Origin of the sequence: Ralstonia sp. AU12-08 (assembly GCF_000442475.1) — a bacterium.
GTDB lineage: Bacteria > Pseudomonadota > Gammaproteobacteria > Burkholderiales > Burkholderiaceae > Ralstonia > Ralstonia insidiosa.
Genome location: NZ_ASZV01000046.1, coordinates 80,406 through 107,023 on the forward strand (window position 1 = coordinate 80,406; position 26,618 = coordinate 107,023).

24 protein-coding genes and 1 other RNA gene are annotated in these 26,618 nt (G+C 63.1%); 21 read left to right on the plus strand and 4 right to left on the minus strand.

Annotation, left to right across the window (positions count from 1 at the left end; genetic code table 11):
• Positions 1-41: 41 nt before the first annotated feature.
• From C404_RS50700 to C404_RS50715, 4 genes are all read left to right on the plus strand, one after another.
• Positions 42-2,522, plus strand: coding sequence for a 3-hydroxyacyl-CoA dehydrogenase/enoyl-CoA hydratase family protein (locus C404_RS50700; RefSeq protein ID WP_021196494.1), 2,481 nt, complete (start codon positions 42-44; stop codon positions 2,520-2,522).
• Between the two features lie 34 nt (positions 2,523-2,556).
• Positions 2,557-3,756, plus strand: coding sequence for an acetyl-CoA C-acyltransferase (locus C404_RS50705; protein ID WP_021196495.1), 1,200 nt, complete (start codon positions 2,557-2,559; stop codon positions 3,754-3,756).
• 215 nt (positions 3,757-3,971) lie between these two features.
• Positions 3,972-4,934, plus strand: coding sequence for a DegV family protein (locus C404_RS50710; protein ID WP_021196496.1), 963 nt, complete (start codon positions 3,972-3,974; stop codon positions 4,932-4,934).
• A 145-nt stretch (positions 4,935-5,079) separates the two neighbouring features.
• A complete protein-coding gene (locus C404_RS50715) occupies positions 5,080-5,844 on the plus strand; it encodes an enoyl-CoA hydratase (RefSeq protein ID WP_021196497.1) in 765 nt (254 codons plus the stop codon).
• Between the two features lie 67 nt (positions 5,845-5,911).
• On the opposite strand, the gene C404_RS50720 is transcribed toward C404_RS50715, so the two are convergent.
• Positions 5,912-6,346, minus strand: a complete 435-nt coding sequence (locus C404_RS50720) for an acyl-CoA thioesterase (protein WP_021196498.1) — start codon at positions 6,344-6,346, stop codon at positions 5,912-5,914.
• An 80-nt stretch (positions 6,347-6,426) separates the two neighbouring features.
• Between C404_RS50720 and C404_RS50725 the strand changes: the two genes are divergently transcribed.
• On the plus strand, positions 6,427-8,250 hold the full coding sequence (locus tag C404_RS50725; RefSeq protein ID WP_021196499.1) for an ABCB family ABC transporter ATP-binding protein/permease: 1,824 nt from the start codon (positions 6,427-6,429) through the stop codon (positions 8,248-8,250).
• 3 nt (positions 8,251-8,253) lie between these two features.
• On the opposite strand, the gene C404_RS50730 is transcribed toward C404_RS50725, so the two are convergent.
• Positions 8,254-9,261 carry an isopenicillin N synthase family dioxygenase gene (locus C404_RS50730; RefSeq protein ID WP_021196500.1) on the minus strand — a complete coding sequence of 336 codons (1,008 nt, stop codon included), beginning with the start codon at positions 9,259-9,261 and terminating at the stop codon, positions 8,254-8,256.
• A gap of 622 nt (positions 9,262-9,883) precedes the next feature.
• Between C404_RS50730 and C404_RS50735 the strand changes: the two genes are divergently transcribed.
• The 10 genes from C404_RS50735 to C404_RS50780 all read left to right on the plus strand — a co-directional run bounded on the left by C404_RS50735 (position 9,884) and on the right by C404_RS50780 (position 20,234).
• Positions 9,884-10,888: an ABC transporter substrate-binding protein gene (locus C404_RS50735; protein ID WP_021196501.1), complete on the plus strand. Its 1,005-nt coding sequence runs from the start codon at positions 9,884-9,886 to the stop codon at positions 10,886-10,888.
• Between the two features lie 45 nt (positions 10,889-10,933).
• Positions 10,934-11,806 carry an ABC transporter ATP-binding protein gene (locus tag C404_RS50740; protein ID WP_021196502.1) on the plus strand — a complete coding sequence of 291 codons (873 nt, stop codon included), beginning with the start codon at positions 10,934-10,936 and terminating at the stop codon, positions 11,804-11,806.
• A gap of 14 nt (positions 11,807-11,820) precedes the next feature.
• Positions 11,821-12,615 carry an ABC transporter permease gene (locus C404_RS50745; protein WP_031329854.1) on the plus strand — a complete coding sequence of 265 codons (795 nt, stop codon included), beginning with the start codon at positions 11,821-11,823 and terminating at the stop codon, positions 12,613-12,615.
• Positions 12,612-14,066: an amidohydrolase family protein gene (locus tag C404_RS50750; protein ID WP_021196504.1), complete on the plus strand. Its 1,455-nt coding sequence runs from the start codon at positions 12,612-12,614 to the stop codon at positions 14,064-14,066. The genes C404_RS50745 and C404_RS50750 overlap by 4 nt, the downstream gene beginning before the upstream one ends.
• Before the next feature lie 81 nt (positions 14,067-14,147).
• The gene (locus C404_RS50755) at positions 14,148-15,092 is read left to right on the plus strand and encodes a LysR substrate-binding domain-containing protein (RefSeq protein WP_021196505.1); all 945 of its coding nucleotides are present in this window, start codon (positions 14,148-14,150) and stop codon (positions 15,090-15,092) included.
• 164 nt (positions 15,093-15,256) lie between these two features.
• Complete coding sequence (locus tag C404_RS50760) at positions 15,257-16,558, plus strand: Glu/Leu/Phe/Val family dehydrogenase (protein WP_021196506.1); 1,302 nt, start codon at positions 15,257-15,259, stop codon at positions 16,556-16,558.
• A 519-nt stretch (positions 16,559-17,077) separates the two neighbouring features.
• Entirely contained in the window at positions 17,078-17,974 is an 897-nt protein-coding gene (locus C404_RS50765; protein WP_021196507.1) for a glutamate/aspartate ABC transporter substrate-binding protein, read from the plus strand.
• A gap of 99 nt (positions 17,975-18,073) precedes the next feature.
• Positions 18,074-18,802 (plus strand): amino acid ABC transporter permease, encoded by a 729-nt coding sequence (locus tag C404_RS50770; RefSeq protein ID WP_021196508.1) that lies wholly within the window; start codon positions 18,074-18,076, stop codon positions 18,800-18,802.
• 17 nt (positions 18,803-18,819) lie between these two features.
• A complete protein-coding gene (gene gltK, locus C404_RS50775; RefSeq protein WP_021196509.1) occupies positions 18,820-19,503 on the plus strand; it encodes a glutamate/aspartate ABC transporter permease GltK in 684 nt (227 codons plus the stop codon).
• On the plus strand, positions 19,500-20,234 hold the full coding sequence (locus tag C404_RS50780) for an amino acid ABC transporter ATP-binding protein (RefSeq protein ID WP_021196510.1): 735 nt from the start codon (positions 19,500-19,502) through the stop codon (positions 20,232-20,234). The genes gltK and C404_RS50780 overlap by 4 nt, the downstream gene beginning before the upstream one ends.
• 67 nt (positions 20,235-20,301) lie before the next feature.
• On the opposite strand, the gene C404_RS50785 is transcribed toward C404_RS50780, so the two are convergent.
• A complete protein-coding gene (locus tag C404_RS50785; protein ID WP_021196511.1) occupies positions 20,302-21,132 on the minus strand; it encodes a class II glutamine amidotransferase in 831 nt (276 codons plus the stop codon).
• 183 nt (positions 21,133-21,315) lie between these two features.
• Here C404_RS50785 and C404_RS50790 point away from each other — a divergent pair, with 183 nt between their 5' ends.
• From C404_RS50790 to rnpB, 4 genes are all read left to right on the plus strand, one after another.
• The gene (locus C404_RS50790; RefSeq protein ID WP_021196512.1) at positions 21,316-22,407 is read left to right on the plus strand and encodes a tartrate dehydrogenase; all 1,092 of its coding nucleotides are present in this window, start codon (positions 21,316-21,318) and stop codon (positions 22,405-22,407) included.
• A 68-nt stretch (positions 22,408-22,475) separates the two neighbouring features.
• Positions 22,476-23,510, plus strand: coding sequence for a dihydroorotase (pyrC, locus tag C404_RS50795; protein WP_021196513.1), 1,035 nt, complete (start codon positions 22,476-22,478; stop codon positions 23,508-23,510).
• Between the two features lies 1 nt (position 23,511).
• Positions 23,512-24,333 carry a DUF3025 domain-containing protein gene (locus C404_RS50800; RefSeq protein WP_021196514.1) on the plus strand — a complete coding sequence of 274 codons (822 nt, stop codon included), beginning with the start codon at positions 23,512-23,514 and terminating at the stop codon, positions 24,331-24,333.
• A gap of 19 nt (positions 24,334-24,352) precedes the next feature.
• Positions 24,353-24,695: RNase P RNA component class A (rnpB, locus tag C404_RS58920), an RNA gene on the plus strand.
• A 26-nt stretch (positions 24,696-24,721) separates the two neighbouring features.
• Here the strand turns inward: rnpB and C404_RS50805 are convergent.
• Entirely contained in the window at positions 24,722-25,147 is a 426-nt protein-coding gene (locus C404_RS50805) for an OsmC family protein (RefSeq protein ID WP_021196515.1), read from the minus strand.
• A gap of 619 nt (positions 25,148-25,766) precedes the next feature.
• Between C404_RS50805 and rplM the strand changes: the two genes are divergently transcribed.
• Both rplM and rpsI read left to right on the plus strand, forming a co-directional pair.
• Complete coding sequence (gene rplM / locus C404_RS50810; RefSeq protein ID WP_009239122.1) at positions 25,767-26,195, plus strand: 50S ribosomal protein L13; 429 nt, start codon at positions 25,767-25,769, stop codon at positions 26,193-26,195.
• A gap of 12 nt (positions 26,196-26,207) precedes the next feature.
• A complete protein-coding gene (gene rpsI / locus C404_RS50815) occupies positions 26,208-26,600 on the plus strand; it encodes a 30S ribosomal protein S9 (protein WP_021196516.1) in 393 nt (130 codons plus the stop codon).
• Positions 26,601-26,618 lie beyond the last annotated feature (18 nt).

Below are 26,618 nucleotides of genomic sequence, written 5' to 3' on the forward strand. Positions count from 1 at the left end.
TATGCGGGGGTGACGACTCCTCTTCTTTCCGCGAGGACACTATGACCCGCACTGAACTCTCCACCAGCGCGCAGCCGCAGGCCGGCCAGCGAGCAAACTTCCTCGTCCGACGCGTCGCTGTGTTGGGCGCTGGCGTGATGGGCGCGCAGATTGCCGCGCACCTCATCAACGCCAAGGTTCCCGTCACGCTGTTCGATCTTCCGGCCAAGGAAGGCCCGAAGAGCGGCATCGCACTCAAGGCGATTGAAAACCTGAAAAAGCTGTCGCCGGCGCCGCTGGGCATCAAGGACGACGCCAACCTGATCCAGGCCGCCAACTACGAAGACGACATCGAGAAGCTGCGCGATTGCGACCTCGTGATCGAAGCGATTGCCGAGCGCATGGACTGGAAGCATGACCTGTACAAGAAGGTCGCGCCGCACATCGCGCCGCACGCGATCTTCGCGTCGAACACGTCGGGCCTGTCGATCACCGAACTGTCGGACGGCTTTGATGCGGAGCTGAAGTCGCGCTTCTGCGGCGTGCACTTCTTCAACCCGCCGCGTTATATGCACCTGGTCGAGCTGATTCCGACCGCGCACACGCGTGGCGACATCCTCGACAAGCTGGAAACGTTCCTGACCTCCGCGCTCGGCAAGGGCGTGGTGCGCGCGAAGGACACGCCCAACTTTATCGCCAACCGCGTCGGCATCTTCTCGATCCTGGCGGTGTTTGCGGAATCGGCCAAGTACGGCATTCCGTTCGACGTGGTGGATGACCTGACGGGCTCGAAGCTGGGCCGCGCCAAGTCGGCGACGTTCCGCACGGCGGACGTGGTGGGCCTGGACACCATGGCGCACGTCATCAAGACGATGCAGGACAACCTGAAGGACGATCCGTTCGCCCCGGTCTATGCCACGCCGCCCGTGCTGGCCAAGCTGGTGGAAGCAGGTGCCTTGGGCCAGAAGACCGGCGCCGGCTTCTACAAGAAGGAAGGCAAGGACATCAAGGTGCTGGACCCGCAAAGCGGCCAGTACGGCCCGAGCGGCAAGAAGGCTGACGAGCTGGTCGTTCGCATCCTGAAGAAGGAACCCGCCGAGCGTCTGAAGCTGCTGCGTGAATCGACCAACCCGCAGGCGCAGTTCCTGTGGGCCGTCTTCCGCGATGTGTTCCACTACATCGCCGTGTACCTCGAGCAGATTGCTGACTCCGCAGCGGAAGTCGACCTGGCCATCCGCTGGGGCTTCGGCTGGAACAGCGGCCCGTTCGAAGACTGGCAAGAAGCCGGTTGGAAGCAGGTGGCCGAGTGGGTGAAGGAAGACATCGAAGCCGGCAAGGCGCTGTCGAGCGCAGCGCTGCCGCAGTGGGTGTTTTCGGGCCCGGTGGCGGACAACGGCGGTGTGCATTCGGCACAAGGTTCGTGGTCGGCTAACCAGGGCACGTTCCTGTCGCGTAGCACGCTGCCGGTGTACGGCCGCCAGGTGTTCCGCGCACCGATCAAGGGCGCGACCACGGTCAACCCGCCCACGTATGGCAAGACCATCGAAGAGACCGATGCCGTGCGCATCTGGGTGGATGACGCTGCTGGCCAGGACGACGTGCTGATCATCTCGTTCAAGAGCAAGATGAACACGATCGGCCCGAGCGTCATCGACGGTCTGACGCGCGCTGTGGATCTGGCCGAAGCCGGTTATAAGGGTCTGGTGGTGTGGCAGCCGACGTCGCTCAAGCTGGGCGCGCCGGGTGGTCCGTTCTCCGCGGGGGCGAATCTGGAAGAGGCGATGCCGGCCTTCATGATGGGCGGCGCCAAGGGCATCGAGCCGTTCGTCAAGAAATTCCAGGACGGCATGATGCGCGTGAAGTACGCCGGCGTGCCGGTCGTTTCGGCTGCGTCGGGTATTGCACTGGGTGGTGGCTGCGAGCTGATGCTGCATTCGGCCAAGCGTGTGGCTGCGCTGGAAACCTACATGGGTCTGGTGGAAGTGGGCGTGGGCCTGGTGCCGGCCGGTGGTGGCCTGAAGGAAGCTGCACTGGCAGCGGCACGCGCCGCGCAGGCAGCGGGCAGCACGAACATCCTGCAATTCCTGACCAACCGCTTCCAGGCTGCGGCCATGGCCAAGGTGTCGTCTTCCGCGCTGGACGCGCAGAAGATCGGCTACCTGCAGCCGACGGACACCATCGTTTTCAACGTGCACGAACTGCTGCACGTGGCGCGCAACGAAGTGCGTGCGCTGTCCGATTCGGGCTATCGTGCGCCGCTGCGTCCGGTGGGCATTCCGGTGGCGGGCCGTTCGGGCATCGCGACCATCAAGGCATCGCTGGTGAATATGCGTGACGGCGGCTTCATCTCGCAGCACGACTTCACGATCGCCTCGCGCATCGCCGAGGCCGTGTGCGGCGGTGATGTGGAAGCCGGTGCGCTGGTGGACGAAGAATGGCTGCTGGCGCTGGAGCGCAAGGCCTTCGTCGATCTGCTCGGCAGCGCCAAGACGCAGGAACGCATCATGGGCATGCTGCAGACCGGCAAGCCGGTGCGTAACTAATCGCGCGACGACGACAGAGAACAGGAGTTTCATCATGACCAAGCAACTGCAAGACGCCTACATCGTCGCCGCGACGCGTTCCCCGATCGGCAAGGCGCCCAAGGGCACGCTCAAGAACCTGCGCCCGGACGACCTGCTGGCGACCATCCTCAAGAGCGCTGTCGCCCAGGTGCCGAACCTGGATCCGGCACTGATCGAAGACGCCATCGTCGGCTGCGCGATTCCTGAAGCGCAGCAGGGCCTGAACGTGGCGCGTATCGGCGCGCTGCTGGCTAGCCTGCCGAACACCGTAGGCGGCGTGACCGTCAACCGTTTCTGCGCCTCGGGCCTGACCGCCGTGGCCATGGCCGCTGACCGCATCCGCGTGGGCGAATCCGACGTGATGATCGCCGCCGGTGTCGAATCGATGAGCATGGTGCCGATGATGGGCAACTCGCCGTCGATGTCGCCGGACATCTTCACGCGTGACGAAAACATCGGCATCGCTTACGGCATGGGCCTGACGGCTGAGAAGGTCGCCCAGCAATGGAAGATCTCGCGCGAGGCGCAGGATGCCTTCTCGCTGCTGTCGCACCAGAAGGCGCTGGCCGCGCAACAAGCCGGCGAGTTCAAGGACGAGATCACCCCGATCGAGATCATCGAGAAGTTCCCGAACCTGGGTACCGGTGCGATCGACCTGAAGACGCGCACGCTGTCGCTGGACGAAGGTCCGCGTGCCGATACGTCGCTCGAAGGGCTGGGCAAGCTGCGCGCCGTGTTCGCCAACAAGGGCAGCGTGACCGCCGGTAACAGCTCGCAGACGTCGGATGGTTCGGGCGCGCTGATCCTGGTGTCGGAGAAGATCCTCAAGCAGTTCAACCTGGTGCCGCTGGCGCGCTTCGTGTCGTTTGCGGTGCGCGGTGTGCCGCCGGAGATCATGGGCATCGGTCCGAAGGAAGCGATTCCTGCGGCACTGAAGGCGGGTGGCCTGACGCAAGATCAGATCGACTGGATCGAACTGAACGAAGCGTTTGCCGCGCAGTCGCTGGCCGTGATTCAGGACCTGGGGCTGGACACCAGCAAGATCAACCCGCTGGGCGGCGCGATCGCGCTGGGCCACCCGCTGGGCGCCACGGGTGCCGTTCGCGCGGCCACCGTTGTGCACGGCCTGCGCCGTCGCAACCTGAAGTACGGCATGGTGACGATGTGCGTCGGCACCGGCATGGGCGCTGCAGGCATTTTCGAACGCATGTGACCCCACGTGAGGGGGAAGGATTAAGTTCTTCCCCCTGCTTGTAAATCGCCCGTCTCACAACGCATGATTGCGCAGGCGCGCACAGCACTACAAAACAAGCGCGCCGAGGAATGCGGCCCACGCCAGTGGGCACGCTACAGAAGCGGAGCCACGATTCCGCGACAGAGGAGACACACCACCGGGTCACCGGCGGTGCACCAAGAGGAGGGCGCGCGATGGGCAACATCAGCGACACAATCGTGTTGACCGACGCGGCATGCGATATGCCGCGCTCGATGATCGATCAACTGGGGCTAGGCGTGGTGCCGTTCCGCATTCGTGCGGGCGAGCAGTTTGTGGAAGACCGCCGTGATGAGGCTGCGCTTCCACAGCTCTACCGCAAGTACCTCGTCGACAAGCAAGACCACTACGCTGAGTCGATCCCGCTGCTCGAACGCGAGATTGAGGACTACCTGCTCAAGCACGTGGTCACGCAGCACGACCGCGCTTTGCTGCTGACGATTGCCAGCTCACGCAGTCACTTCTACAGCCACGCCACCGGCGCAGTGGTGGGCACCACGGCCAAGAGCTTCAAGCCGCGCAAGGATGCCGGCCGCTCGGGCCTGTTTGAGTTGACGGTGGTGGACACCGGCGCCATCGGCCCCGGCCAGGCGCTGATGGTGCACGAGGCCGCCCGCATGCTGCGCGAAGGCGCCGAGGTGCGTGACGTGGTCAACGTGATCGAGAACCGCCTGCGCGATGCCTCGCACGTGTACCTCGTGCCCGATGAACTGCTGTACATGTACACGCGCGCCAAGCAAAAGGGCGAGAAGAGCATCACCTGGGGTCGCTACATGATGGGCACGGCGTTCAATGTGCGCCCGCTCATCCACATGCATCGTGGTGAGACCGAAGCCATCGCCAAGGTGCGCGGCTCTGACGAAGGGATTCGCCGCCTGCTCGCGCACACCGAAACCATGATCGCCGAAGAGCGTTTGGCCACGCCCGTGGTGGCGATCACGTATTCCGGTTCGCTCGATACCGTGCGCCGCATGGAGCCGGTGCAAGCGTTGATGCGAACCGCACAGGATCATGGCGTGGAAGTGCTGCTCGCGCCGATGAGCCTGACCGTGGCGTTGAACGTGGGGGCCAACGCGTTCTCCGTCGGTTATCTCTCTGATTCACCCGTGCCGATTTAAACCTGCCCATGATCCTACTGCGCGTCCCGATCTTGGCCTTGCGATGCTCGCCGTACATCTGTACGGCTGCGCTTCTCAGGCCAACCTCGGGCCGCTCGCTACGGATCATGGACAGGTTTGCACGGACCTTCACCCTGGAGTTTTCATGTCGATTCGTACCGAGACCGCAGACGGCGTTCTGACGCTGACCTTCGACCGTCTGGACCGCAAGAACGCCATCACCGCCGCGATGTACCAGACGCTGGCGGATGCACTGGTGGCCGCCGAGACCGATCCCGCCATCCGCGTGATCGTGCTGGCGGGCCATGAAAGCGTCTTCACGGCCGGCAACGATCTTGAAGACTTCATGAAGAACCCGCCTAAGGACGAAAACGCCCCCGTGCACCAGTTCCTGAAGGCGATCAGCACGGCCACCAAGCCGTTGATCGCCTCGGTGAGCGGCGCGGCCGTGGGCGTGGGCACGACCATGCTGCTGCATTGTGACCTCGTGTATGCATCGGAGACGGCCAAGCTGTCGATGCCGTTCGCGCAACTGGGGCTGTGCCCGGAAGCCGCGTCGAGCCTGCTGCTGCCGCAACTGGCCGGCTATCACCGCGCCGCTGACAAGTTGCTCTTCGGCGAGCCGTTCGATGCGAACGAGGCGCGCGAGTTGGGTCTGGTGAATCGCGTGTTGCCCGCCGGCGAACTGGATGCCTTCGTGCGCACGCAGGCGCGCAAGCTGACGCTGCTGCCGCCTGCATCGCTACGCGCGACCAAGCGGCTGATGAAGGAGGGTGCGACCCCGCAGATCGCTGAGCGCATGTCGGTCGAGGGCAAGCAGTTTGGCGAGATGCTGCGTGCGCCGGAAGCCCGTGAAGCCTTCACCGCGTTCTTCGAGAAGCGCCGTCCGGACTTCTCCAAGTTCAACTGAGCGCGTCGCTTGTGCGCAAAAGAAAACCCGGCATAGGCCGGGTTTTTCATTGAGCGGTGCCGAATCACTACTCCGGCAGCACGCGCGGCTTGCGCGTCTCGTCCGTGGCGACGTAGGTAAGCGTTGCTTCCGTCACCTTGACGGTGGCGTGGCGGCCGTTGGTGCCCATGCGCTGCGCATAGACCTCGACATCCACGGTGATGGAGGTGCGGCCGGTCTTGACCACCTCGGCATAGAAGCTCACGAGGTCGCCCACGTACACGGGCTGCTTGAAGACGAACGAGTTGACGGCAATCGTGGCCACGCGCCCATTGGCGCGCACCACCGCCGGAATCGACCCGGCAATGTCGACCTGCGACATGATCCAGCCGCCGAACACGTCGCCGTGCACGTTGGCGTCGGACGGCATCGGCATGACGCGCACGGCGGGTTGCTTGCCGGCGGGCAGCTTGACGATCTCAGTGGAGGCTTGGGTGTCGGACATGATGATGCAGGGCAGCATTGAAGCGGAGGGCCTGGGCACGGGGCGCGCACAGGTGATCGGTGGGAGAATACACAATCCGCTATTTTATTGCACCGCACATGCGCCGCTTCCCCGCCTCTTCCGAACCGCCTCCGCCTGGGGCTGCCCGCGGTGACTGGCGCACCATCAAGAGCCTGCTGCCGTATCTCATGGCCTACAAGTGGCGCGTGGGGCTGGCGCTGTCGTTTCTGATCGCGGCCAAGGTGGCCAACCTGGGCGTGCCGATGGTCATGAAGCGGCTGATCGATTCAATGAACGTATCGCCCAGTGATCCGCGCGCGCTGCTGGTGGTGCCGGTTGGCATCATCATCGGGTATGGGCTGCTGCGGCTGTCGACGTCATTGTTCTCCGAGCTGCGCGAGATTCTCTTCTCGAAGGTGACGGAGAGTTCGGTGCGCACGCTCGCGCTGCAGGTGTTCCGCCATCTGCATGCGCTGTCGCTGCGCTTTCACCTGGAGCGCCAGACTGGCGGCATGAGCCGTGACATCGAACGCGGTACGCGCGGCATCCAGTCGCTCATCTCGTATTCGCTGTACAGCATCCTGCCGACGCTGGTGGAAGTGGGCCTCGTCATCACGTACTTCTTCGTGAAGTACGACGTGTGGTTCGCGCTCATCACGTTCTGCGCGCTGGTGAGCTACATCGTCTTTACGGTGACGGTGACGAACTGGCGCACGCACTTCCGCCGCAAGATGAACGAGCTGGATTCGCGCGCCAACCAGAAGGCGATCGATTCGCTACTCAACTTCGAGACGGTCAAGTACTTCGGCAACGAAGAGTACGAAGCCCGCCGCTATGACGAGAATCTGCTGAACTATCGCGCCGCCGCCATTCGCTCACAGCGTTCGTTGTCGATCCTGAACTTTGGCCAGCAGTTCATCGTGGCGACGGCGCTGATCCTGATCCTGTACCGCGCTACGCAGGGCGTGGCCGCCGGGCACATGACGCTGGGCGATCTCGTGCTGGTCAACACGCTGATGCTGCAGATCTACATTCCGCTCAACTTCCTGGGCGTGATTTACCGCGAGTTGAAGCAGGCAGTGACCGACATGGACCGCATGTTCACCCTGCTGCAGACCAATCGCGAGGTGGCCGACAAACCGGATGCGCAACCGCTGGCCGTGCACGCCGGCGAAGTTCGTTTTGCGCATGTGGACTTCAGCTACGAGGCCAAGCGTCAGATCCTGTTTGATGTCGACTTCACCATTCCGGCAGGCACGACTACGGCGGTGGTGGGGCAAAGCGGCTCCGGAAAATCGACGCTCGCGCGATTGCTGTTCCGCTTCTACGACGTCAAATCGGGCGCCATTGAAATCGACGGGCAGGACCTGCGCGATGTCACGCAGTCCAGCGTGCGCGCGGCCATTGGCATCGTTCCGCAAGATACGGTGCTTTTTAATGACAGCATCTACTACAACATCGCCTACGGCCGCCCCGATGCCACGCGCGAAGAAGTGATCGAGGCCGCCCGCGCTGCGCAGATCCACCACTTTGTCGAATCGCTGCCTGATGGCTACGACACGCAGGTCGGCGAGCGTGGGCTGAAGCTCTCCGGTGGCGAGAAACAGCGCGTGGCCATCGCGCGCACGTTGCTCAAGCGGCCGCCGATTCTCGTGTTTGACGAGGCGACCTCCGCGCTGGACTCACGCACCGAGCACGCCATCCAGGAAGAACTGATAAGCCTGGCGCAGAACCACACCACGCTGGTGATTGCGCACCGGCTGTCCACCATCGTGCGTGCGCACCAGATTCTGGTGATGGAGCACGGCCGCATCATTGAGCGCGGCACGCATGAATCGCTGCTGCGCGCAGAAGGCCGTTATGCGCAGATGTGGCGCATGCAGGCGCGCGAGCCCGAGCGCGAACCGGAGGCGGCCGCCTGAGGCCTACATCGCCGTTTGCCCCGCCCGGAAGTTGGCGGCAACACGCTGGCGCAGGTACGCCTCCGCGCTGATGGGCGCGTACTTGCCGGATCGGCTTTCGATCATCACATCGCGGTTGGCCTGGCAGAAGAACGCCAGGCTGTAGCGCGAGCCCTGATACTCGTGCGGCAGCGGGTTGCGCACACGGTGGAAGTTTGACGGCAGTTGATCGTCGCTCCAGCGCATCAGCATGTCGCCGATATTGCAGGTGATGATGTCGTCGGCGGGTTCGATACTGGTCCACTGCTGGCCTTCCATCTCTTTGCCCGGACAGAGCTGCAAGCCGCCCTGGCCGGCGCGCTGGAACAGCAGCGTCAGGCAATCGAAATCCGTATGGGCGCCGGCACGCCAGAGGCCAGTCGCCGCGGAAGGGTCGGTCGGAAAGTAGTGCAGCAGGCGCAGCGTGCTCTGATAGGTGGGGCTGGACGGGTCGTGCGCGTGCGTAAAGAAATCCGCCTCAAAGCCGAGCTTGTCGGCAAAGCAGGACAACACCCGCATCCCCACCTGCCAACACTGCGTTTCGAAGGCCAGCATGGCGGCACGAAAGCCTGGCAACTCGTCTTCACTCGGCCACAGCGGCGCCATGTGCGGCAGCGTGATCTGATACGACTCCTTCTGGTCTTGCGTGCCCGTGGAGGGGCGCACCTGTGCACGGCTTTCCCAACCGCTGTTCAGCGCACGCTGCAGCGGGTACTGCGCCTTGACGCCGTCCGGCAGCGCGAAGAAGCGTTGCGCCATGTCGAATGCGTTTTGCACCTGTGTCAGATCAATGCCGTGGTTGACGAGTTGGAAGAAGCCGACGTCTGTGGCGGCCGCCCAGAGTTCGTCGGCGATCTGCGCCCGGCGGGCGTCGAAGTCGGAGAGATCGATACGGCGGATTTCCCGCGTCTGGGTTTCCGAACCCAGGCCGCCCATGCGGGCTTCCTTGTCGAGTTCGGTGAGTGTGTGGGGCAAGGTGGCGAGCGTGCTCATGTGGGCTCCGTGCGAAGGGTAGGTCGATGAATGCCGGACCCGGAGCCGCAAGACCATGCGCAGAAGCGGTGGCGGTGTCTTGAAGTTCCAATGGCGCACAGGCCCATCTGTTGCCACAGAGGGCTGGGTGGGCCTGTTCCGGCTTCAAGAGCAATTCCCGGCCAGCCGGCATGGTGTGCGCGGCTGGTGAACGCTTCTACTCTTGCAGGCCACCATTGCAAGGTTCAGGCCAACACCCAACGCGCGCGTGGTGGGCTGAGGTTTGTCTTTGTATGCACCAGACAGGGAAATCAAGCACTGTTGGTGCGCATGCCGTGCACAGTGCTGGCGTGTCGATGCCGTGCGTTTGCGCGTGTTCATGCCACCGCAGCGGATGGTATGGAAGTTGCAAAACACCGAGCGAGAGTAGAAGCGTTCACTGCTGCGTGAAGTGCCGCCCGGTACTTCGGTTGATCGGCGCAGCGGCCGGAAATTGCTCTTGAAAGCCGCGCCTGCGCGTCCGGTTCTCCGGCGCACGGCCGTGCCTTCATGATGCAATGCCCGGCCTCCATCGAACCGCGCGGGCTCTCATGACGGCGTAGCCGCAGGCGTGTTGAACGACTGCTCAAAACCGCGCCTCGCCATGAAACCTCGCTTCTTGACCCGCCGCCTGATCCGCCGATCCTTTGGGCTGGCAGTGGCAGCCATCGCCACCGTTTGCTGGTCTGCCAGTGCCTTCGCACTCGACAAGGTCGTCTTTCTCACCTCCTGGTATGCCCAGGCCGAACATGGCGGCTTCTACCAGGCAGTCGCCACAGGCCTCTACAAGAAGTACGGGCTCGACGTACAGATCCGCATGGGCGGGCCGCAGGTCAACGGCATGCAGATCCTGAGCAGCGGGCAGGCGGACTTTCTGATGGGCTACGACTTGCAAGTGCTCAAGAGCATTGAGCAGGGCGTGCCCGTGACGACCGTGGGTGCCTCCATGCAGACCGACCCGCAAGGCATGATGACCCATGAAGACGTGAAGAGCCTGGCCGACCTCAAGACGCGCACCATCCTGGTTTCCACCTCGGGCCGCACGACGTGGTGGCCGTGGCTCAAGGGCAAGTACAAGCTCGATGAGTCGCAGTCCCGCGTCTATACGTTCAACCTGCAGCCATTCTTGGCCGACCCGAAATCGGCGCAGCAGGCGTATGCGTCGTCCGAGCTGTTCAGTGCCGACAAGGCCGGCGTGAAGACGCACTTCTTCCTGTTTGCCGACGATGGTTACCCGCCGTACGGCACCACCATCGTCACGATGGACAAGACCATCAAGGACAAGCCCGACCTGGTGGCTCGCTTCGTGCGCGCTTCGATGGAGGGCTGGAAGAGCTACCTGTCCGACCCCGCGCCCGCCAATGCGCTCATCAAGCACGACAACCCCAACATGAAGGACGACCAGCTCCTGTACGGGCTGGAAAAGCTCAAGCAATTTCACATGATCACCGGCGGCGATGCTGCCACGCAGGGCATTGGCGTCATGACCGACGGGCGCTGGAAGCAGACGCGTGACTTCATGGTCAACGCGGGCTTGCTGAAGGCCGATGTGGAGTGGAAACGCGCCTACACCACGCAGTTCGTCAAAGACCTGAAGGTGATGCCGTGAGTACAGCACCGCAACCGCAACCGATGTCAGGCCAAGGAGATCGCCATGTCGCTCGTGTTTCGTAGCAGCCGCACAACGCCGGCATCGCATGGCCATGGGCAGCCCCCGCTGGACGGCGAGCGCACGAACCATGCGCCGGTGCTGTTCGCCAACCAGGTCGAGAAGACGTATCCGAACGGCACCGTGGCGCTTGAGCGGGTAAAGCTCGCCATCCAGCCGGGCGAGTTCGTCTCGTTGCTGGGGCCTTCCGGTTGCGGCAAGAGCACGTTGCTCAAGCTGTTCGCAGGGTTGGAGCAACCATCGGCCGGCCATGTGCGCTGGTGGGGCGGGCCGACGCTCGCAGCCGGTATCGGCGCGCCGGGCCGCACGCTGGCGATGGTGTTTCAGGAGGCCACGCTGATGCCGTGGGCCAAGGTTGCCGATAACACCCGCTTGCCGCTCGACCTTGCGCGCATGCCACGCGCCGAAGCCGACGAGCGCGTGCGGCGCGCGCTGGCACTGGTGGGGCTGGGCCAGTTCGGCCAGGTGTATCCGCGCGAACTGTCCGGCGGCATGCAGATGCGTGTGTCGATCGCCCGCGCGCTTGCAACGGATCCTGATCTGTTGCTGATGGACGAGCCTTTCGGCGCGCTGGACGAGTTCACACGCAACAAGCTCGATGCCGATTTGCGCGCGCTGTGGGCCGAGCGCGGCCTGACGGTGGTGTTTGTCACGCACAGCATCTACGAGGCGGTCTACCTGTCGAGCCGCGTGATCGTGATGGCGGCGCGCCCCGGCCGCGTGATCGCCGATGTGCCCATCGAAGGGCCGGCCGTGCGCGACGAAGCGTTTCGCGTATCGCCGGTGTTCATGCAGACCTGTGCGCAGTTGTCGGCCTTGCTAGCGCAAGCCAACACCGGCGTGCCTGTCATCGACTGATCTGGGAGTTCATCATGCATCCTCCGTTGTTGTCCCGCCCCGCCGTGCAGCGGGTGGCCGCACCGCTTGCGGTGGGCGTTGTGCTGCTGCTTGTGTGGCAGGCCGTGTGCGTGGCGCTTGAAGTGCCGCCGTATCTCGTGCCGTCGCCGTCGGCCATCGGCAAGACCCTCGTTGAAGACTGGTCGCTCTTGGCCGGTTCGTTATGGGTGACGCTGCAGATCACGCTGCTGGCGTTTGCGCTGGCCGTGGTGTGTGGCACCGTGGCGGCCTTCCTGTTCGTGCAGAGCCGGTTGATCGAAGCCAGCCTGTTTCCGTATGCGATTCTGTTGCAGGTCACGCCCGTCGTTGCCATCGCGCCGCTGATCATCATCTGGGTCAAGCAGCCGACGCTGGCGCTCGTCATCTGCGCGACGCTGGTCGCGGTGTTCCCCATCATCTCGAACACCGTGCTGGGGCTGCGCAGCGTCAACCCGGGGCTGGCCAACCTGTTTCGCATCAACCGCGCAAGCCGGTGGGATACGCTGGTGCGCCTGCGCATTCCGAGTGCTTTGCCGTATTTCTTCGGCGGCCTGCGCATTTCATGCGGGCTGGCGCTGATCGGTGCAGTGGTCGCGGAATTCGTGGCGGGCACGGGCGGCACGGGCGCGGGGCTGGCCTACCAGATCCTGCAAGCCGGTTTTTCGCTGAACATTCCACGTCTGTTTGCGGCGCTGTTCCTGATTACGCTGACGGGCATTGCGCTGTTCGCCGTCATGGTCGCGCTGTCGCGGCTGACGTTGTCCCACTGGCATGAAAGCGAGCTTGCATGACACAGCCCATCGAACCCTCGCTCCTCATTCGCAACGCGGCGGCCATCCTCACCGGGCAGGATGCGCGGGCAGGGCATGCCGAGCGCATCGCCGGGCCGGATATCCGCGTGGCCGGCGGCAAGATCGAAGCCATTGGCCATCTGCCACCACGCCCTGGTGAGCGTGTCCTGGACGCGACCGACTGCGTGGTGTATCCGGCGTGGATCAACACGCATCACCACCTGTTCCAGTCGCTGCTCAAGGGCGAGCCACTTGGCTTGAATCTGACGCTCACGCCGTGGCTGGGTGCGACGCCCTATCGGTTTCGTGCGGCGTTCGATGAGCACACCTTCCGCCTGGCTGCCCGCATCGGCCTGATCGAACTCGTGCGCAGTGGCTGCGGCACGGTGGCGGATCACAATTACCTCTACTACCCCAGCATGCCGTTCGACAGTTCGGCGATCCTCTTTGAAGAGGCCGAAGCGCTGGGCCTGCGCTTCGTGCTGTGCCGTGGGGGCGCCACGCGCACGCGGGGGCTGGAGAGCGACTTGCCGCAGGCCTTGCGCCCCGAAACGCTCGACGCCTTCCTGGCCGACTGCGAGCGACTGACCGCGCGCTACCACCAGCCTGGTCCGGATGCCATGCGCCGCGTGGCGATGGCGCCCACCACGCCGCTGTATTCGATGGCACCCGAGGAATTGCGCACCTGCGCACGCACCGCGCGCCGCCTGGGGATTCGCTTGCACAGCCATCTTTCGGAAACCGTCGAGTACCAGAACGCGGCGGCAACCGCGCATGGCGCCACGCCTGTTGCCTTCTGTGCGGAATACGAATGGAGCGGCCCTGATGTCTGGTTCGCGCATCTGGTCAAACTCAGCCCCGCGGAGATCCGCATGCTCGGTGAAACCCGCACGGGTATCGCGCATTGCCCCCAAAGCAACGGCCGGCTTGGCAGCGGCATTGCCGATATCCCCGGGCTGGAGGCGGCTGGCGTGCCGGTGTCGATCGGAGTGGATGGCGCCGCCTCCAACGAGGCCGCCGACATGATTTCCGAAACCCACGCCGCGTGGCTGATGCAGCGCGCACGGCGCGGCGAGCTGGCGCGCGCGCAATCGGAGGGCGGCAGCGCGGAAGGCGGTGCGGATGCCGCGCGTATCGAAGACGTGGTGCGGTGGGGAACCGCCGGCGGCGCCGCCGTGCTCGGCCTGGATGGCATCGGCACCCTTGTGCCGGGCCAGGCTGCCGACTTGGCGGTCTACCGGCTGGACGATCCGCGCTACTTCGGCCTGCACGACGTGGCGATTGCGCCGGTGTCCAGCGGGGGCCGACCGACGTTGCGCGCGTTGCTGGTGGGTGGGCGTGTCATCGCGCAGGACGATGCCATTCCCGGTGTCGATCTTGCCGAGTTGGGCGCACAGGCCCGCGCAGCCGTCGGGCAACTCCAGCAGCGCGCCGAGAGAATGGCCGCCTGAGGTTGTCAGCGCTTAAAATGCCCTTCCAGCAGGCGCCCAAACGCGGCGCTACCGACACCGCGCGGAAGGGGGCGCAAGGCGATGGAACTCAAATGGCTGGAAGACTTCATCAGCCTGGCCGAGACGCGCAGCTTTTCGCGCTCGGCAGAATTGCGGCACGTGACGCAGCCGGCGTTCTCGCGCCGCATCCAGTCACTTGAAGCGTGGCTGGGCAATGAACTGATCGACCGATCAAGTTACCCCACGCGCCTCACGCCTGCGGGCGAGGTCTTCTACGAGCAGGCCCTGGCGATGCTCGCGCAGGTGAGCGAAACCCGTGCGTTGATGCGCGGCCAGCGCCCGGCCAGCGCCTCGACGATCGACTTTGCCGTACCGCATACGCTATCGCTCACGTTCTTTCCCGGGTGGCTGGCGCAGGTGGAAGAGAAGGTCGGCAAGCTGCAGTGCCGCTTGCGCGCGCTTAACGTGCACGATGCGGTGATGACGCTGGTGGAAGGCGGATGCGACCTCGTCATGGTTTATCACCATGCGCGCCAGATGATCCAGCTCGACCCGACGCGCTACGACATGCTGGTGCTCGGCACCGAGCGGTTGTCGCCGTTCTCCAAGCCGGATGCGAATGGCCGCCCGATCTACCGACTGGTACCTGCGGCGCGCAAGCCGATTCCCTACCTCAGCTACACGCCCAACGCTTTTCTGGGCCGCATGGTCGATGTGCTGTTGGAAAACTCGCCGGTGGCACCGCTGCTCGACAAGTGCTACGAGACCGATATGGCCGAGGCGCTCAAGGTGATGGCGCTGGCGGGCCACGGTGTGGCCTTTCTGCCGGAGAGCGCCGTGCGTGACGACGTGGCTGCCGGGCGGCTCGTGCGCGCCGAAGGCAAGGGCGGCGGCACGCTCTCGATCGAAATGGAGATCCGGCTGTACCGCGAGCACCCGCAAAACGGCGGCCACGACCGCCGCCACCCGCAATCCAAGCGCAAACGGGAGCTGATCGACACGCTGTGGAGCGCGCTGGCAGGCTGAATGCGCCATCGCATTGGCTCATGGGGTTATGCGTTGCATGCATAACCCGATGTAAAAACGGCATTGGATTTCGTTCTGGGCGGTCCCTAAGCTGGCGGGCATTTTGTGGGACCGCATATTCCCAAACGAGGGACCTTACCGAGGTCCAAAACAGGAAGACAACCATGTCCAATGTCGCTTCTCCGACGACACTTCAGCACGCCATCCCGTCCTATCTGCCGGCCGACAACCTCGGTCCGTGGGGCATCTATCTGCAGCAGGTCGACCGGGTCACCCCCTACCTCGGCTCGCTCGCACGCTGGGTTGAAACCCTCAAGCGCCCCAAGCGCGCCCTGATCGTCGATGTGCCCATCCAGATGGATGACGGCAGCATCGCCCACTTCGAGGGTTATCGCGTGCAGCACAACACGTCGCGTGGCCCGGGCAAGGGCGGCGTGCGTTTCCACCAGGACGTGACGCTGTCGGAAGTGATGGCGCTGTCGGCGTGGATGTCGGTGAAGAACGCGGCCGTGAACGTGCCGTACGGCGGTGCGAAGGGCGGTATCCGCGTCGACCCGCGCAAGCTGTCTTCCGGTGAGCTGGAACGCCTGACCCGCCGCTACACCAGCGAGATCGGCATCATCATCGGCCCGAATAAGGACATTCCGGCACCGGACGTGAACACCAACGCGCAGATCATGGCGTGGATGATGGACACGTACTCGATGAACGAAGGCTCCACCGCCACCGGCGTGGTGACCGGCAAGCCGATCGCACTGGGCGGCAGCCTGGGCCGTCGTGAAGCCACCGGCCGTGGCGTGTTCGTGGTCGGCAGCGAAGCCGCACGCAACCTCGGCATCGACGTCAAGGGTGCGCGCGTGGTGGTGCAGGGCTTCGGCAACGTGGGTAGCGTGGCCGCCAAGCTGTTCCATGATGCAGGCGCCAAGGTCATCGCCGTGCAGGATCACAAGGGCATCGTGTTCAACGGCAGCGGCCTGGATGTCGACGCACTCATCACGCACGTTGACCACAATGGCAGCGTGGCCGGCTTTGCTGCAGAGACCGTCTCGCAAGACGATTTCTGGGCGCTGGACTGCGAATTCCTGATCCCGGCTGCGCTGGAAGGCCAGATCACCGCCAAGAACGCGCCCCATATCAAGGCAAAGATTGTCGTGGAAGGTGCAAACGGCCCCACGACGCCCGAGGCCGACGACATCCTGCGCGACAAGGGCATCCTGGTGTGCCCGGACGTGATCGCCAACGCCGGCGGCGTGACGGTCAGCTATTTCGAGTGGGTGCAGGATTTCTCGAGCTTCTTCTGGACCGAAGACGAGATCAACCAGCGCCTGGTACGGATCATGCAAGACGCCTTCCGTGGTGTCTGGCAAGTTTCGCAGGACAACAAGGTCACTCTGCGTACGGCGGCATTCATCATCGCTTGTACGCGGATTCTGCAGGCCCGCCAAGAGCGCGGTCTGTACCCCTGATCGGCGACGCGCTGATCAATACCGGCGCGGTGCTCCAACAGGGCGCTGCTCCGGTCTATCGCGTCGCTGCCGATCAGGCAGCTATGCGCGACGGTTGAAGAAAGCCGGTGCTCATCGGGCGAGCCATAACGCTCCAAAGCACCGCACCATGAGAAGGGCGATGACATCGTCGCCCTTCCCATCCTCAAGTCGGGTTCGTGTAAGCGACAGAGAGCGCACATCGGGCGGGCTTCATTTCCCCTTGTTTTCCTTAGCAACTGGCGGTCATCCGCTCAAGCGATCGTGCGTGCGTGCCGATTGTGCAGAGCGTTTCCGTGGCAGGCGCTGCGCGGTGTTTCCAGTTTTCCGGAAAAGCACAACGTAAGGTGTCCGGTTGCTCGGAAAGCGTGGTTGCGGCAAGGTCCGCGCCGGAGGAAAAACTCCGTACGATTCAACGATTTAGTGGCAACACCAATACTGTCGCCAAACGTTTTTTGGTACAGTCCCGTCTTTCTCTTTCATGGTCAAAAGGAGACTTTCATGAACCTCGCGAAGCTGGCAACCGTGCTTGCAGCCGTTGGTGTGTTGAGCAGTGCTGCCCACGCGCAAGAGCTGACTGGTACGCTCAAGAAGATCAAGGACACCGGCACCATCACGCTGGGTGTACGCGATTCGTCGATTCCGTTCAGCTACAACATCGGCGGCGTGCGCACCGTTGGCTACTCGTACGACATCAACCAGAAGATCGTCGAGGCCGTGAAAGACCAGCTCAAGCTGAAGGACCTGCAGGTCAAGGAAATTCCGATCACCTCGCAGAACCGCATCACGCTGCTGCAGAACGGCACGATCGATATCGAGTGCGGTTCGACCACGAACAACCTCGAGCGTCAGAAGCAGGCTTCGTTCACGAACACCATCTTCATCATCGGCACCCGCATCATGGTGAAGAAGGATTCGGGCGTGAAGGACTGGGCTGACCTGAAGGGCAAGAACGTCGTGACCACCGCCGGCACGACCTCCGAGCGTCTGCTGCGCAAGATGAACGACGACAAGCAGCTCGGCATGAACATCATCAGCACGAAGGACCACGGTCAGTCGTTCCTGACGCTGGAATCGGGCCGCGCTGTCGCCTTCATGATGGACGACGCTCTGCTGTACGGCGAGCGCGCCAAGGCACGCAACCCGTCTGACTGGGTGGTCGTTGGCAAGCCGCAATCGCGTGAGTCGTATGGCTGTATGGTCCGCAAGGACGACGCGCCGTTCAAGGCCGTCGCCGACAAGACCATCGCTGGCCTGATGAAGGATGGTACGGTCGCCACGCTGTACAAGAAGTGGTTCGAGCAGCCGGTTCCGCCGAAGGGCCTGAACCTGGACTTCCCGCTGTCGGACGACATGAAGGCGCTGATCAAGAACCCGAACGACAAGGCTCTTGACTGATCGGCTCCCTCAACGGGCCCGACTCAAGCATCATCGAAACGGAAGGCAAAGGCCGGCTAACAGGTCCTCTCCCTTCCGTTTTCTTTTGAGGGAACCATCATGAATTACCACTGGAACTGGGGCGTCTTCTTTACAGAAGCCGCCCAGAATCAGACCTATCTAGACTGGCTGCTGTCCGGTCTGAAGACCACCGTCGTACTCGGTCTCACCTCCTGGATCATCGCGCTTGCCCTCGGCTCCGTGCTGGGTGTGCTGCGTACCGTGCCGAACAAGTTGTTGTCGGGCATTGCTGCCGCATACGTGGAGCTGTTCCGCAACATTCCGCTGATCGTGCAGCTGTTCATCTGGTACTTCGTCATGCCGGAACTGCTGCCGGGCGGCGACTACATCAAGCAGATGAACCCCGCCACGGCGATGTTCCTGTGCGCGACGCTGTGCCTCGGTACCTTTACCGCAGCGCGTGTTTGCGAACAGGTACGCTCGGGTATCAACTCGCTGCCGCGTGGTCAACGCAACGCAGGTCTGGCGATGGGCTTCACGCTCGCGCAGACCTATCGCTACGTGATGCTGCCGATGTCGTTCCGCATCATCGTGCCGCCGCTCACCTCGGAGTTTCTGAACATCTTCAAGAACTCGGCTGTGGCATCGACCATCGGCTTGCTGGAGCTTGCCGCGCAGGGCCGCCAACTGGTGGACTACACCGCGCAGCCGTATGAGTCGTTCATCGCCGTGACGCTGATGTACATGCTGATCAACCTGACCGTAATGGGCCTGATGCGCTGGGTGGAAGCACGTTCCCGCCTGCCTGGCTTCATTGGCGGCAAGTAAAGGGGCGAGGACTTTTCATGGCTTATCACTTCGATTTCTCGTCCATTACTGTCGACAACATGCGCGTGCTTGGCGAGGGGATGATCCTCTCGCTCGAGATCACGGGCACGGCCATCCTGGTCGGCATCGTCTGGGGCACACTGCTGGCGATGATGCGTCTGTCGGGCATCAAGCCGCTGCAATGGTTTGGGCAGGCGTACGTGAACCTCTTCCGTTCCATCCCACTGGTGATGGTGCTGCTGTGGTTCTTCCTGATCGTGCCGCAGGTGCTGCAGAAGGTCTTCAATCTGTCGCCAGCCACCGACATGCGCATGACGTCCGCGCTGGTCGCCTTCGCGCTGTTCGAAGCGGCGTACTACTCGGAGATCATCCGTGCCGGTATCCAGAGCGTGTCGCGCGGGCAGATGTTCGCGGCCTACGCGATGGGCATGACGTACGGCCAGGCCATGCGTCTGGTGATCCTGCCGCAGGCCTTCCGCAACATGATTCCGCTGCTGCTCACCCAGGCGATCGTCCTGTTTCAGGATACGTCGCTGGTGTATGTGAGCGCGCTGTCGGACTTCTTTACGCAGGCCTACAACATCGGTGAGCGCGACGGCCGTATCGTCGAACTGCTGCTGTTTGCCGGCTTGTGCTATTTCGTGATCTGCTTCGGCGCCTCCGTGCTGGTGAAGCGACTTCAGAAGAAGGTGACCCAATGATCGAGATCAAGAACGTTTCCAAGTGGTACGGCCAGTTCCAAGTGCTGACCGACTGCACCACCAGCGTGAAGAAGAGCGAGGTGGTGGTGGTGTGCGGCCCGTCGGGTTCGGGCAAGTCCACGCTCATCAAGACTGTCAACGCGCTGGAGCCGTTCCAGAAGGGCGACATCCTCGTCGACGGTACCTCGGTGGGTGCCAAGGGCACGAATCTGCCGAAGCTGCGTTCGCGCGTCGGTATGGTGTTCCAGAACTTTGAACTGTTCCCGCACCTGTCGATTACTGAAAACCTGACGATCGCGCAGCAGAAGGTGCTGGGCCGCTCGAAGGAAGAAGCGATGGCCAAGGGCCTGAAGTACCTGGATCGCGTGGGCCTGAAGGCGCATGCGGCCAAGTACCCCGGCCAGCTGTCGGGCGGTCAGCAGCAGCGCGTGGCCATCGCCCGTGCGCTGTCGATGGACCCGATCTGCATGCTGTTCGACGAGCCGACCTCCGCGCTGGACCCGGAAATGGTCAACGAAGTGCTCGACGTGATGGTGGAGCTGGCCAAGGAAGGTATGACCATGATGTGCGTGACCCACGAAATGGGTTTCGCCCGCAAGGTCGCCAACCGCGTGATCTTCATGGACCAGGGTCGCATCGTTGAAGACTGCGAGAAGGAAGAGTTCTTCGGCAACATCGATGCCCGTTCCGATCGCGCCAAGCAGTTCCTGTCGAAGATCCTGTCGCACTAAGCATAGGGTTCCAGACAAAAGAAAAGCCGCTCTCTCGGGAGCGGCTTTTTGTTGGGCGACGATCGTGTCAGGTGCAGGCCGTGTTGGCTGCGTTGGCGATCTGCACCGCTTCCGGAATCGGCACCTTGGTTGCCATGGTGGCCTGGCCATTTTCGAACATCAGCAACTCGCCCGGCACGAACTGGGTCCAGACCTCGTTGTCGGTGAGGGGTGCGGTGGCGATCACGGCCACGCGGTCGGCAGGCGTGGTGTATTTAGCGAAGTCGATCGTCATGTCGGCGTCGATCAGGTGCGCCGTCGAGAACGGCCACTGCCGCACGATGTAGTAAAGCCGCGTCGAGCAATGTGCGAACTGCGCCTGCCCGTTGCACAGCAGGAAGTTGAACACGCCGTGGCGCGAAATTTCCTTGGTGATGTCCGACAGCGCATAGAACAGCTCATTGAGGGGCGGTTGCGACCCCGGAAACCGTTTGCGCAACGACTGCATGATGTAGCAGAAGGCGAGTTCGCTGTCGGTGTCGCCCACGGGCTGGTAGACGCCCGAGAGGAACGGCGAGAAGTTCTTCAGATCGCCGTTGTGGGCAAAGATCCAGTGCCGGCCCCACAGCTCGCGCATGAACGGGTGGCAGTTTTCCAGCCGCACTGTGCCCTGCGTCGCCTTGCGGATGTGCGAGATGACGTTCTTGGACTTGATCGGGTAGCGCTTGACCAGTTCGGCCACCGGCGAGGTGCCGGCCGACTGGTTGTCGATGAAGAGGCGGCAGGCCTTGTCTTCGAAGAAGGCGACGCCGAAGCCGTCGGCATGGTGGTCAGTCACGCCACCGCGCGCGGCGAACCCGGTGAACGAGAACGTCACATCGGTCGGTTCGGCGCAGTTCATGCCTAGCAGCTGGCACATGGTGGGGGAGAAAAGTCGGATGCAATAAAATAGCCATTATCCTGCCGGCCGCCGGGGGTGCCAAGCGCCTTGGCATGCGCGGCACCCCGCTGAGCCTGCCGGCCGTTGCGCTCACGCCGCACGCCGGCAGGTTCGCCACCAAACGTTGCATCCCGACTGCCGCCACAACCGGATCTTATTCCCATGAATTCATATCGCATTGCCGTGATCCCCGGAGACGGCATCGGCAAGGAAGTCGTCCCAGAGGGCCTGCGTGTGCTGGATGCGGCGGCGCGCAAATTCGGCTTTGCGTTGCAGACCGATCACTTCGATTTTGCCAGCTGCGACTACTACGCGCGCCACGGCAAGATGCTGCCCGATGACTGGTTCGACACCCTGCGCGGTTACGACGCCATCTTCTTCGGCGCGGTCGGCTGGCCCGATACGGTGCCCGATCACATCTCGCTGTGGGGTTCCCTCCTGCAGTTCCGGCGTGGCTTTGACCAGTATGTGAACCTGCGCCCGGTACGCCTGATGCCCGGCATCCGCAGCCCGCTGGTCGATCGCAACGGCCAGCCCCGTGCACCCGGTGAGATCGACTTTTACGTGGTGCGCGAGAACACGGAAGGTGAATACTCCAGCGTCGGCGGCCGCATGTACGGCGGCACCGAGCGCGAGATCGTCATCCAGGAAACGGTCATGAGCCGCACCGGCGTCGACCGCATCCTCAAGTTCGCTTTCGACCTGGCGCAGCGCCGTCCGGCCAAGCATCTGACGTCGGCCACCAAGTCCAACGGCATCTCCATCACCATGCCGTACTGGGACGAACGCGTGGAGGCCATGGCCAAGGCGTACCCCGAGGTCAACGTCGACAAGTTCCACATCGACATCCTGACCGCGCACTTCGTGCAGAAGCCGGAGATGTTCGATGTGGTGGTCGCCAGCAACCTGTTCGGCGACATCCTCTCGGACCTGGGGCCCGCCTGCACCGGCACGATTGCGATTGCCCCGTCGGGCAACATCAACCCGGACCGCACGTATCCGAGCCTGTTCGAACCGGTGCATGGTTCAGCGCCGGACATTGCTGGTCAAGGCATTGCCAACCCGATCGGCCAGATCTGGTGCGCAGCCATGATGCTCGAACACCTCGGCCAGCCCGAAGCAGGCGCGGCGGTACTGGCCGCCATCGAGCGCGTGCTGGCAGCCGGCCCAGGCCACGCGCCGCTCACCCGCGACATTGGCGGCACGGCAAGCACCGTTGACCTAGGCCGCGCGATTGCCGAGGCGCTGGCATAAGGCCCGGCTGCACTGATTTATTCTCCGAGTTTCGCTTTCGTTTTCCGCTGACCGTTTTCCTACGCATCATGACCGACACTCTCACTATCGTCCGCCCCGATGACTGGCACCTGCACCTGCGCGATGGCGATGCGCTCGCCGACGTGGTGGGTGACACCGCGCGCCAGTTCGGCCGGGCGATCATCATGCCGAACCTCAAGCCGCCGGTAACCACCACCGCGCAGGCGCGTGCTTACCGTGACCGCATCCTCGCCGCGCTGCCCGCAGGCACGCAGTTCGAGCCGCTGATGACGCTGTACCTGACCGACAACACCTCGCCCGAGGTGATTCGTGAGGCCAAGGCCAGCGGCTTCATCCATGGCGTGAAGCTGTACCCGGCCGGCGCCACCACCAACAGCGACGCCGGCGTGACCGATCTGCGCCGCTGCGCCAAGACGCTCGAAGCGATGCAGGAAGTCGGCATGCCGCTGCTCGTGCACGGCGAGGTGACCGACCCCACCGTCGACATCTTCGACCGCGAAGCCGTCTTCATCGACACCGTGATGCTGCCGCTGCGCCGCGACTTTCCTGAACTGAAGGTCGTGTTCGAGCACATCACCACCAAGCAGGCTGCCGAGTACGTGCGCGACGCGGAAGGCCCGGTTGGCGCGACCATCACCGCGCATCACCTGCTGTACAACCGCAACGCGCTGTTTGTTGGCGGCATCCGCCCGCATTACTACTGCCTGCCGGTGCTCAAGCGAGAGACGCACCGCCTCGCGCTGGTGGCAGCAGCCACCTCGGGCCACCCGCGCTTCTTCCTCGGCACGGATAGCGCGCCGCACGCGAAGGGCGTGAAGGAACATGCCTGCGGTTGCGCCGGCTGCTACACCGCCCTGCACGCCATGGAGCTGTACGCCGAAGCGTTTGAAGACGCCAATGCGCTCGACAAGCTTGAAGGCTTCGCCAGCCTGCACGGCCCGGACTTCTACGGCCTGCCGCGCAACGCCGGTACGCTCACGCTCACGCGCTCGCAATGGCAGCTCCCTGCCGAAGTGCCGTTCGGCGAGCAGACGCTGGTGCCGTTGCGCGGCGGCGAGATGCTGCGCTGGAAGTCGGTCTGAGTTGACAGTCGAGGGCCTGGGCGCGATTGACTGGGCGCATCCCGCGTTCGCGCCACTCGCGCAGATTGGCGCCCCGATTGCATGTGCAGTCGAACACGGCGCTGATCTGCGTAACGTGCTCAATGCGGCACTGAGCGCGCACCCGGCTGCGCAGACGATCCGTACGTCAGGCGGCCACGCCCTGCGCTTCATCCCGCAAGATGTGCTGCCGCCCGGCACCGCCTACGAGGCGCACATCGCCGCCACGGGCTGCGTGCCGACGCGGGATAACCTGCACGACTTCTTCAACGCGCTGATCTGGCTGCGCTGGCCACGTGCCAAAGCGGCGCTCAACGTGCGTCAGGCACGGGCCATCGCGCAGGATGGCATCGGTGCGGCGCGCGGTACGGTGCGTGATGCCGCCACCTTGTTCGACGAGAACGCTCTTATCTTTCTGCATACCGACGATGTGCCCGAGCGCAGCCTGACCAGTTTCGACTGGCAGGGTTTGTTCGTGCAGGGCCGGGCAGCGTGGGGCGCAACCTGCGCCGTGCTGCCCTTCGGGCACGCGCTGCTGGAAAAGCTGGTCACGCCATACAAGTCGATCACCGCCCATGCGTGGCCGGTGCATGTGGTGACGCTGCCGGAGGATTGGGCGTCGCTCGATGCCGGACTGGCGGACATGCTGCTGAACACTGAATTGAAGCCACGCGATTTCCGCCCGCTGCCGGTCATGGGCATCCCCGGCTGGTGCGAAGCCAATGACGATGCCGGCTTTTACGCAGACACGACGGTGTTTCGCCCAGGCCGCCGGGCGACGGCCAAATCTGTCAGCGTTGAATGATGCTAGACTCGCGCCTCGCGAAGCGGACCAGACAACCGCTGCTTGCGCCGCCTCGTGCGAGCGCAAGGGGAGGAAAGTCCGGACTCCATAGAGCAGGGTGATGGCTAACGACCATCCACGGTGACGTGCGGAATAGGGCCACAGAGACGAGTCTTCGCCCCGGCTTCGGCCAGGGCGAAGGGTGAAACGCGGTAACCTCCACCCGGAGCAATCCCAAGTAAGCAGGCGATGAAGCGGCTCGCTGAGTCTGCGGGTAGGGAGCTTGAGCCGGCTGGCAACAGCCGGTCTAGAGGAATGGTTGTCACGCCGCAGGGTTTCGGCCATGCGGCGCACAGAATCCGGCTTATCGGTTCGCTTCGCTTTTCCTTCCAGCCGGATTGACCATCAATCAGGCCAGTTCAACCAGTTCCAGCGAGTGCGTGATCTCGGCTGTCTTGGCCAGCATGATCGACGCCGAGCAGTACTTCTCGTGCGAAAGCTGGACCGCGCGTTCCACGGTTTCCCGTTTGAGGTTGCGCCCCGTCACCGTGAAGGTGAAGTGGATGCGCGTGAAGACCTTCGGGTCGGTCTCGGCACGATCCGCGTGCAGCTTGACGCTGCAACCTTGCACATCCACGCGGCCGCGCTTGAGGATCAGCACCACGTCATAGGCGGTGCAGCCGCCGGTGCCCAGCAGCACCATTTCCATCGGGCGCGGCGCCAGGTTGTGGCCACCGCCATCCGGCGCGCCATCCATCGTGACGAGGTGGCCGCTGCCGGTTTCCGCCAAAAAGGCCATGCCGTCCTGGCCGGCCCAGCTCACTGTGCATTCCATGTCCAATCCTTGTGGCGTGTCGGCGAGTGCCGCCGAAAAGGCACATTGTAGCCATCGTGGTGAACCCGCGTTGGCAGGTTAGGGTGATCTCCCCTTGACAGTGGCACCCATATGAAAAGGTGCAACCCGTTGCGTTTGCACCAGAATTGAGCCCAAATTGGAAGAAAGTTTCTAGTAGACAACAGCGCTTTGGCGGTCAATCTCTCGTAAGTCATTGATTTTTAAAGACGTCAACTATGCGCGTACGTATCATTGTGCATTTTGCATTACGAAATGCAATTTCGTAGTGCAAATTATCTTGCGCGTGCCCCAGAAATGGGTATAATTGCACCCATTGGATCGGCTGATGCGGTGCAACCCACCAAGTCAACGATCAGCAGGTGTCTCCTCCACCCTCCTCCTTTGGTGGATTCAAACCCAAGCTCAATAGCTTGGGTTTTTTTTCGTCCCTACCGTCGGAGCGCGCCTTTTTCCTTGTGTCAAGGGTTGCTTGCGGGGTACAATCGAAATCTTTTCCGGATTGCCCGCGGAAAAAACAGGCAGCACAAGACGATCCGTTCATGAGTAGTTGCGCACGATACGGGTCCACTCGGGCACTGACTCAAATTTTGGAAAAATCATGAAGACCTTTTCCGCAAAGCCCCATGAGGTGAAGCGCGATTGGTACGTGATTGACGCGACGGACAAGGTCCTCGGGCGTGTCGCCAGCGAAGTGGCACACCGACTGCGCGGCAAGCACAAGCCTGAATTCACTCCGCACGTCGACACGGGCGATTTCATCATCGTCATCAACGCAGCCAAGCTGCGCGTGACGGGCGCCAAGACGACCGACAAGAAGTACTATCGCCACTCGGGTTACCCGGGCGGTATCTACGAAACGACGTTTGGCAAGATGCAGCAGCGTTTCCCGGGCCGCGCCCTGGAAAAGGCTGTGAAGGGCATGCTGCCGAAGGGTCCGCTGGGCTACGCGATGATCAAGAAGCTGAAGGTTTACGCCGAAGGCTCGCATCCGCACGAAGCTCAACAGCCGAAAGCGCTGGAAATCTAAGGGGCCACATCCATGATCGGTAACTGGAACTATGGCACCGGCCGCCGCAAGAGCGCTGTGGCACGTGTCTTCATCAAGTCCGGCAAGGGCGACATCATCGTCAACGGCAAGGCCATCAACGAGTACTTCGCTCGTGAAACCTCGCTGATGATCGTGCGTCAGCCGCTGGAACTGACCAACCACGCAGCTACGTTTGACATCAAGGTCAACGTGGTTGGCGGCGGTGAAACCGGCCAAGCCGGTGCCGTGCGTCACGGCATCACCCGCGCCCTGATCGACTACGATGCAACGCTGAAGCCGACCCTGTCGAAGGCAGGTCTGGTGACGCGCGATGCACGTGAAGTCGAGCGTAAGAAGGTCGGTCTGCGCAAGGCCCGCCGCGCCAAGCAGTTCTCGAAGCGTTAATCCGCTTCTCACTGCTTC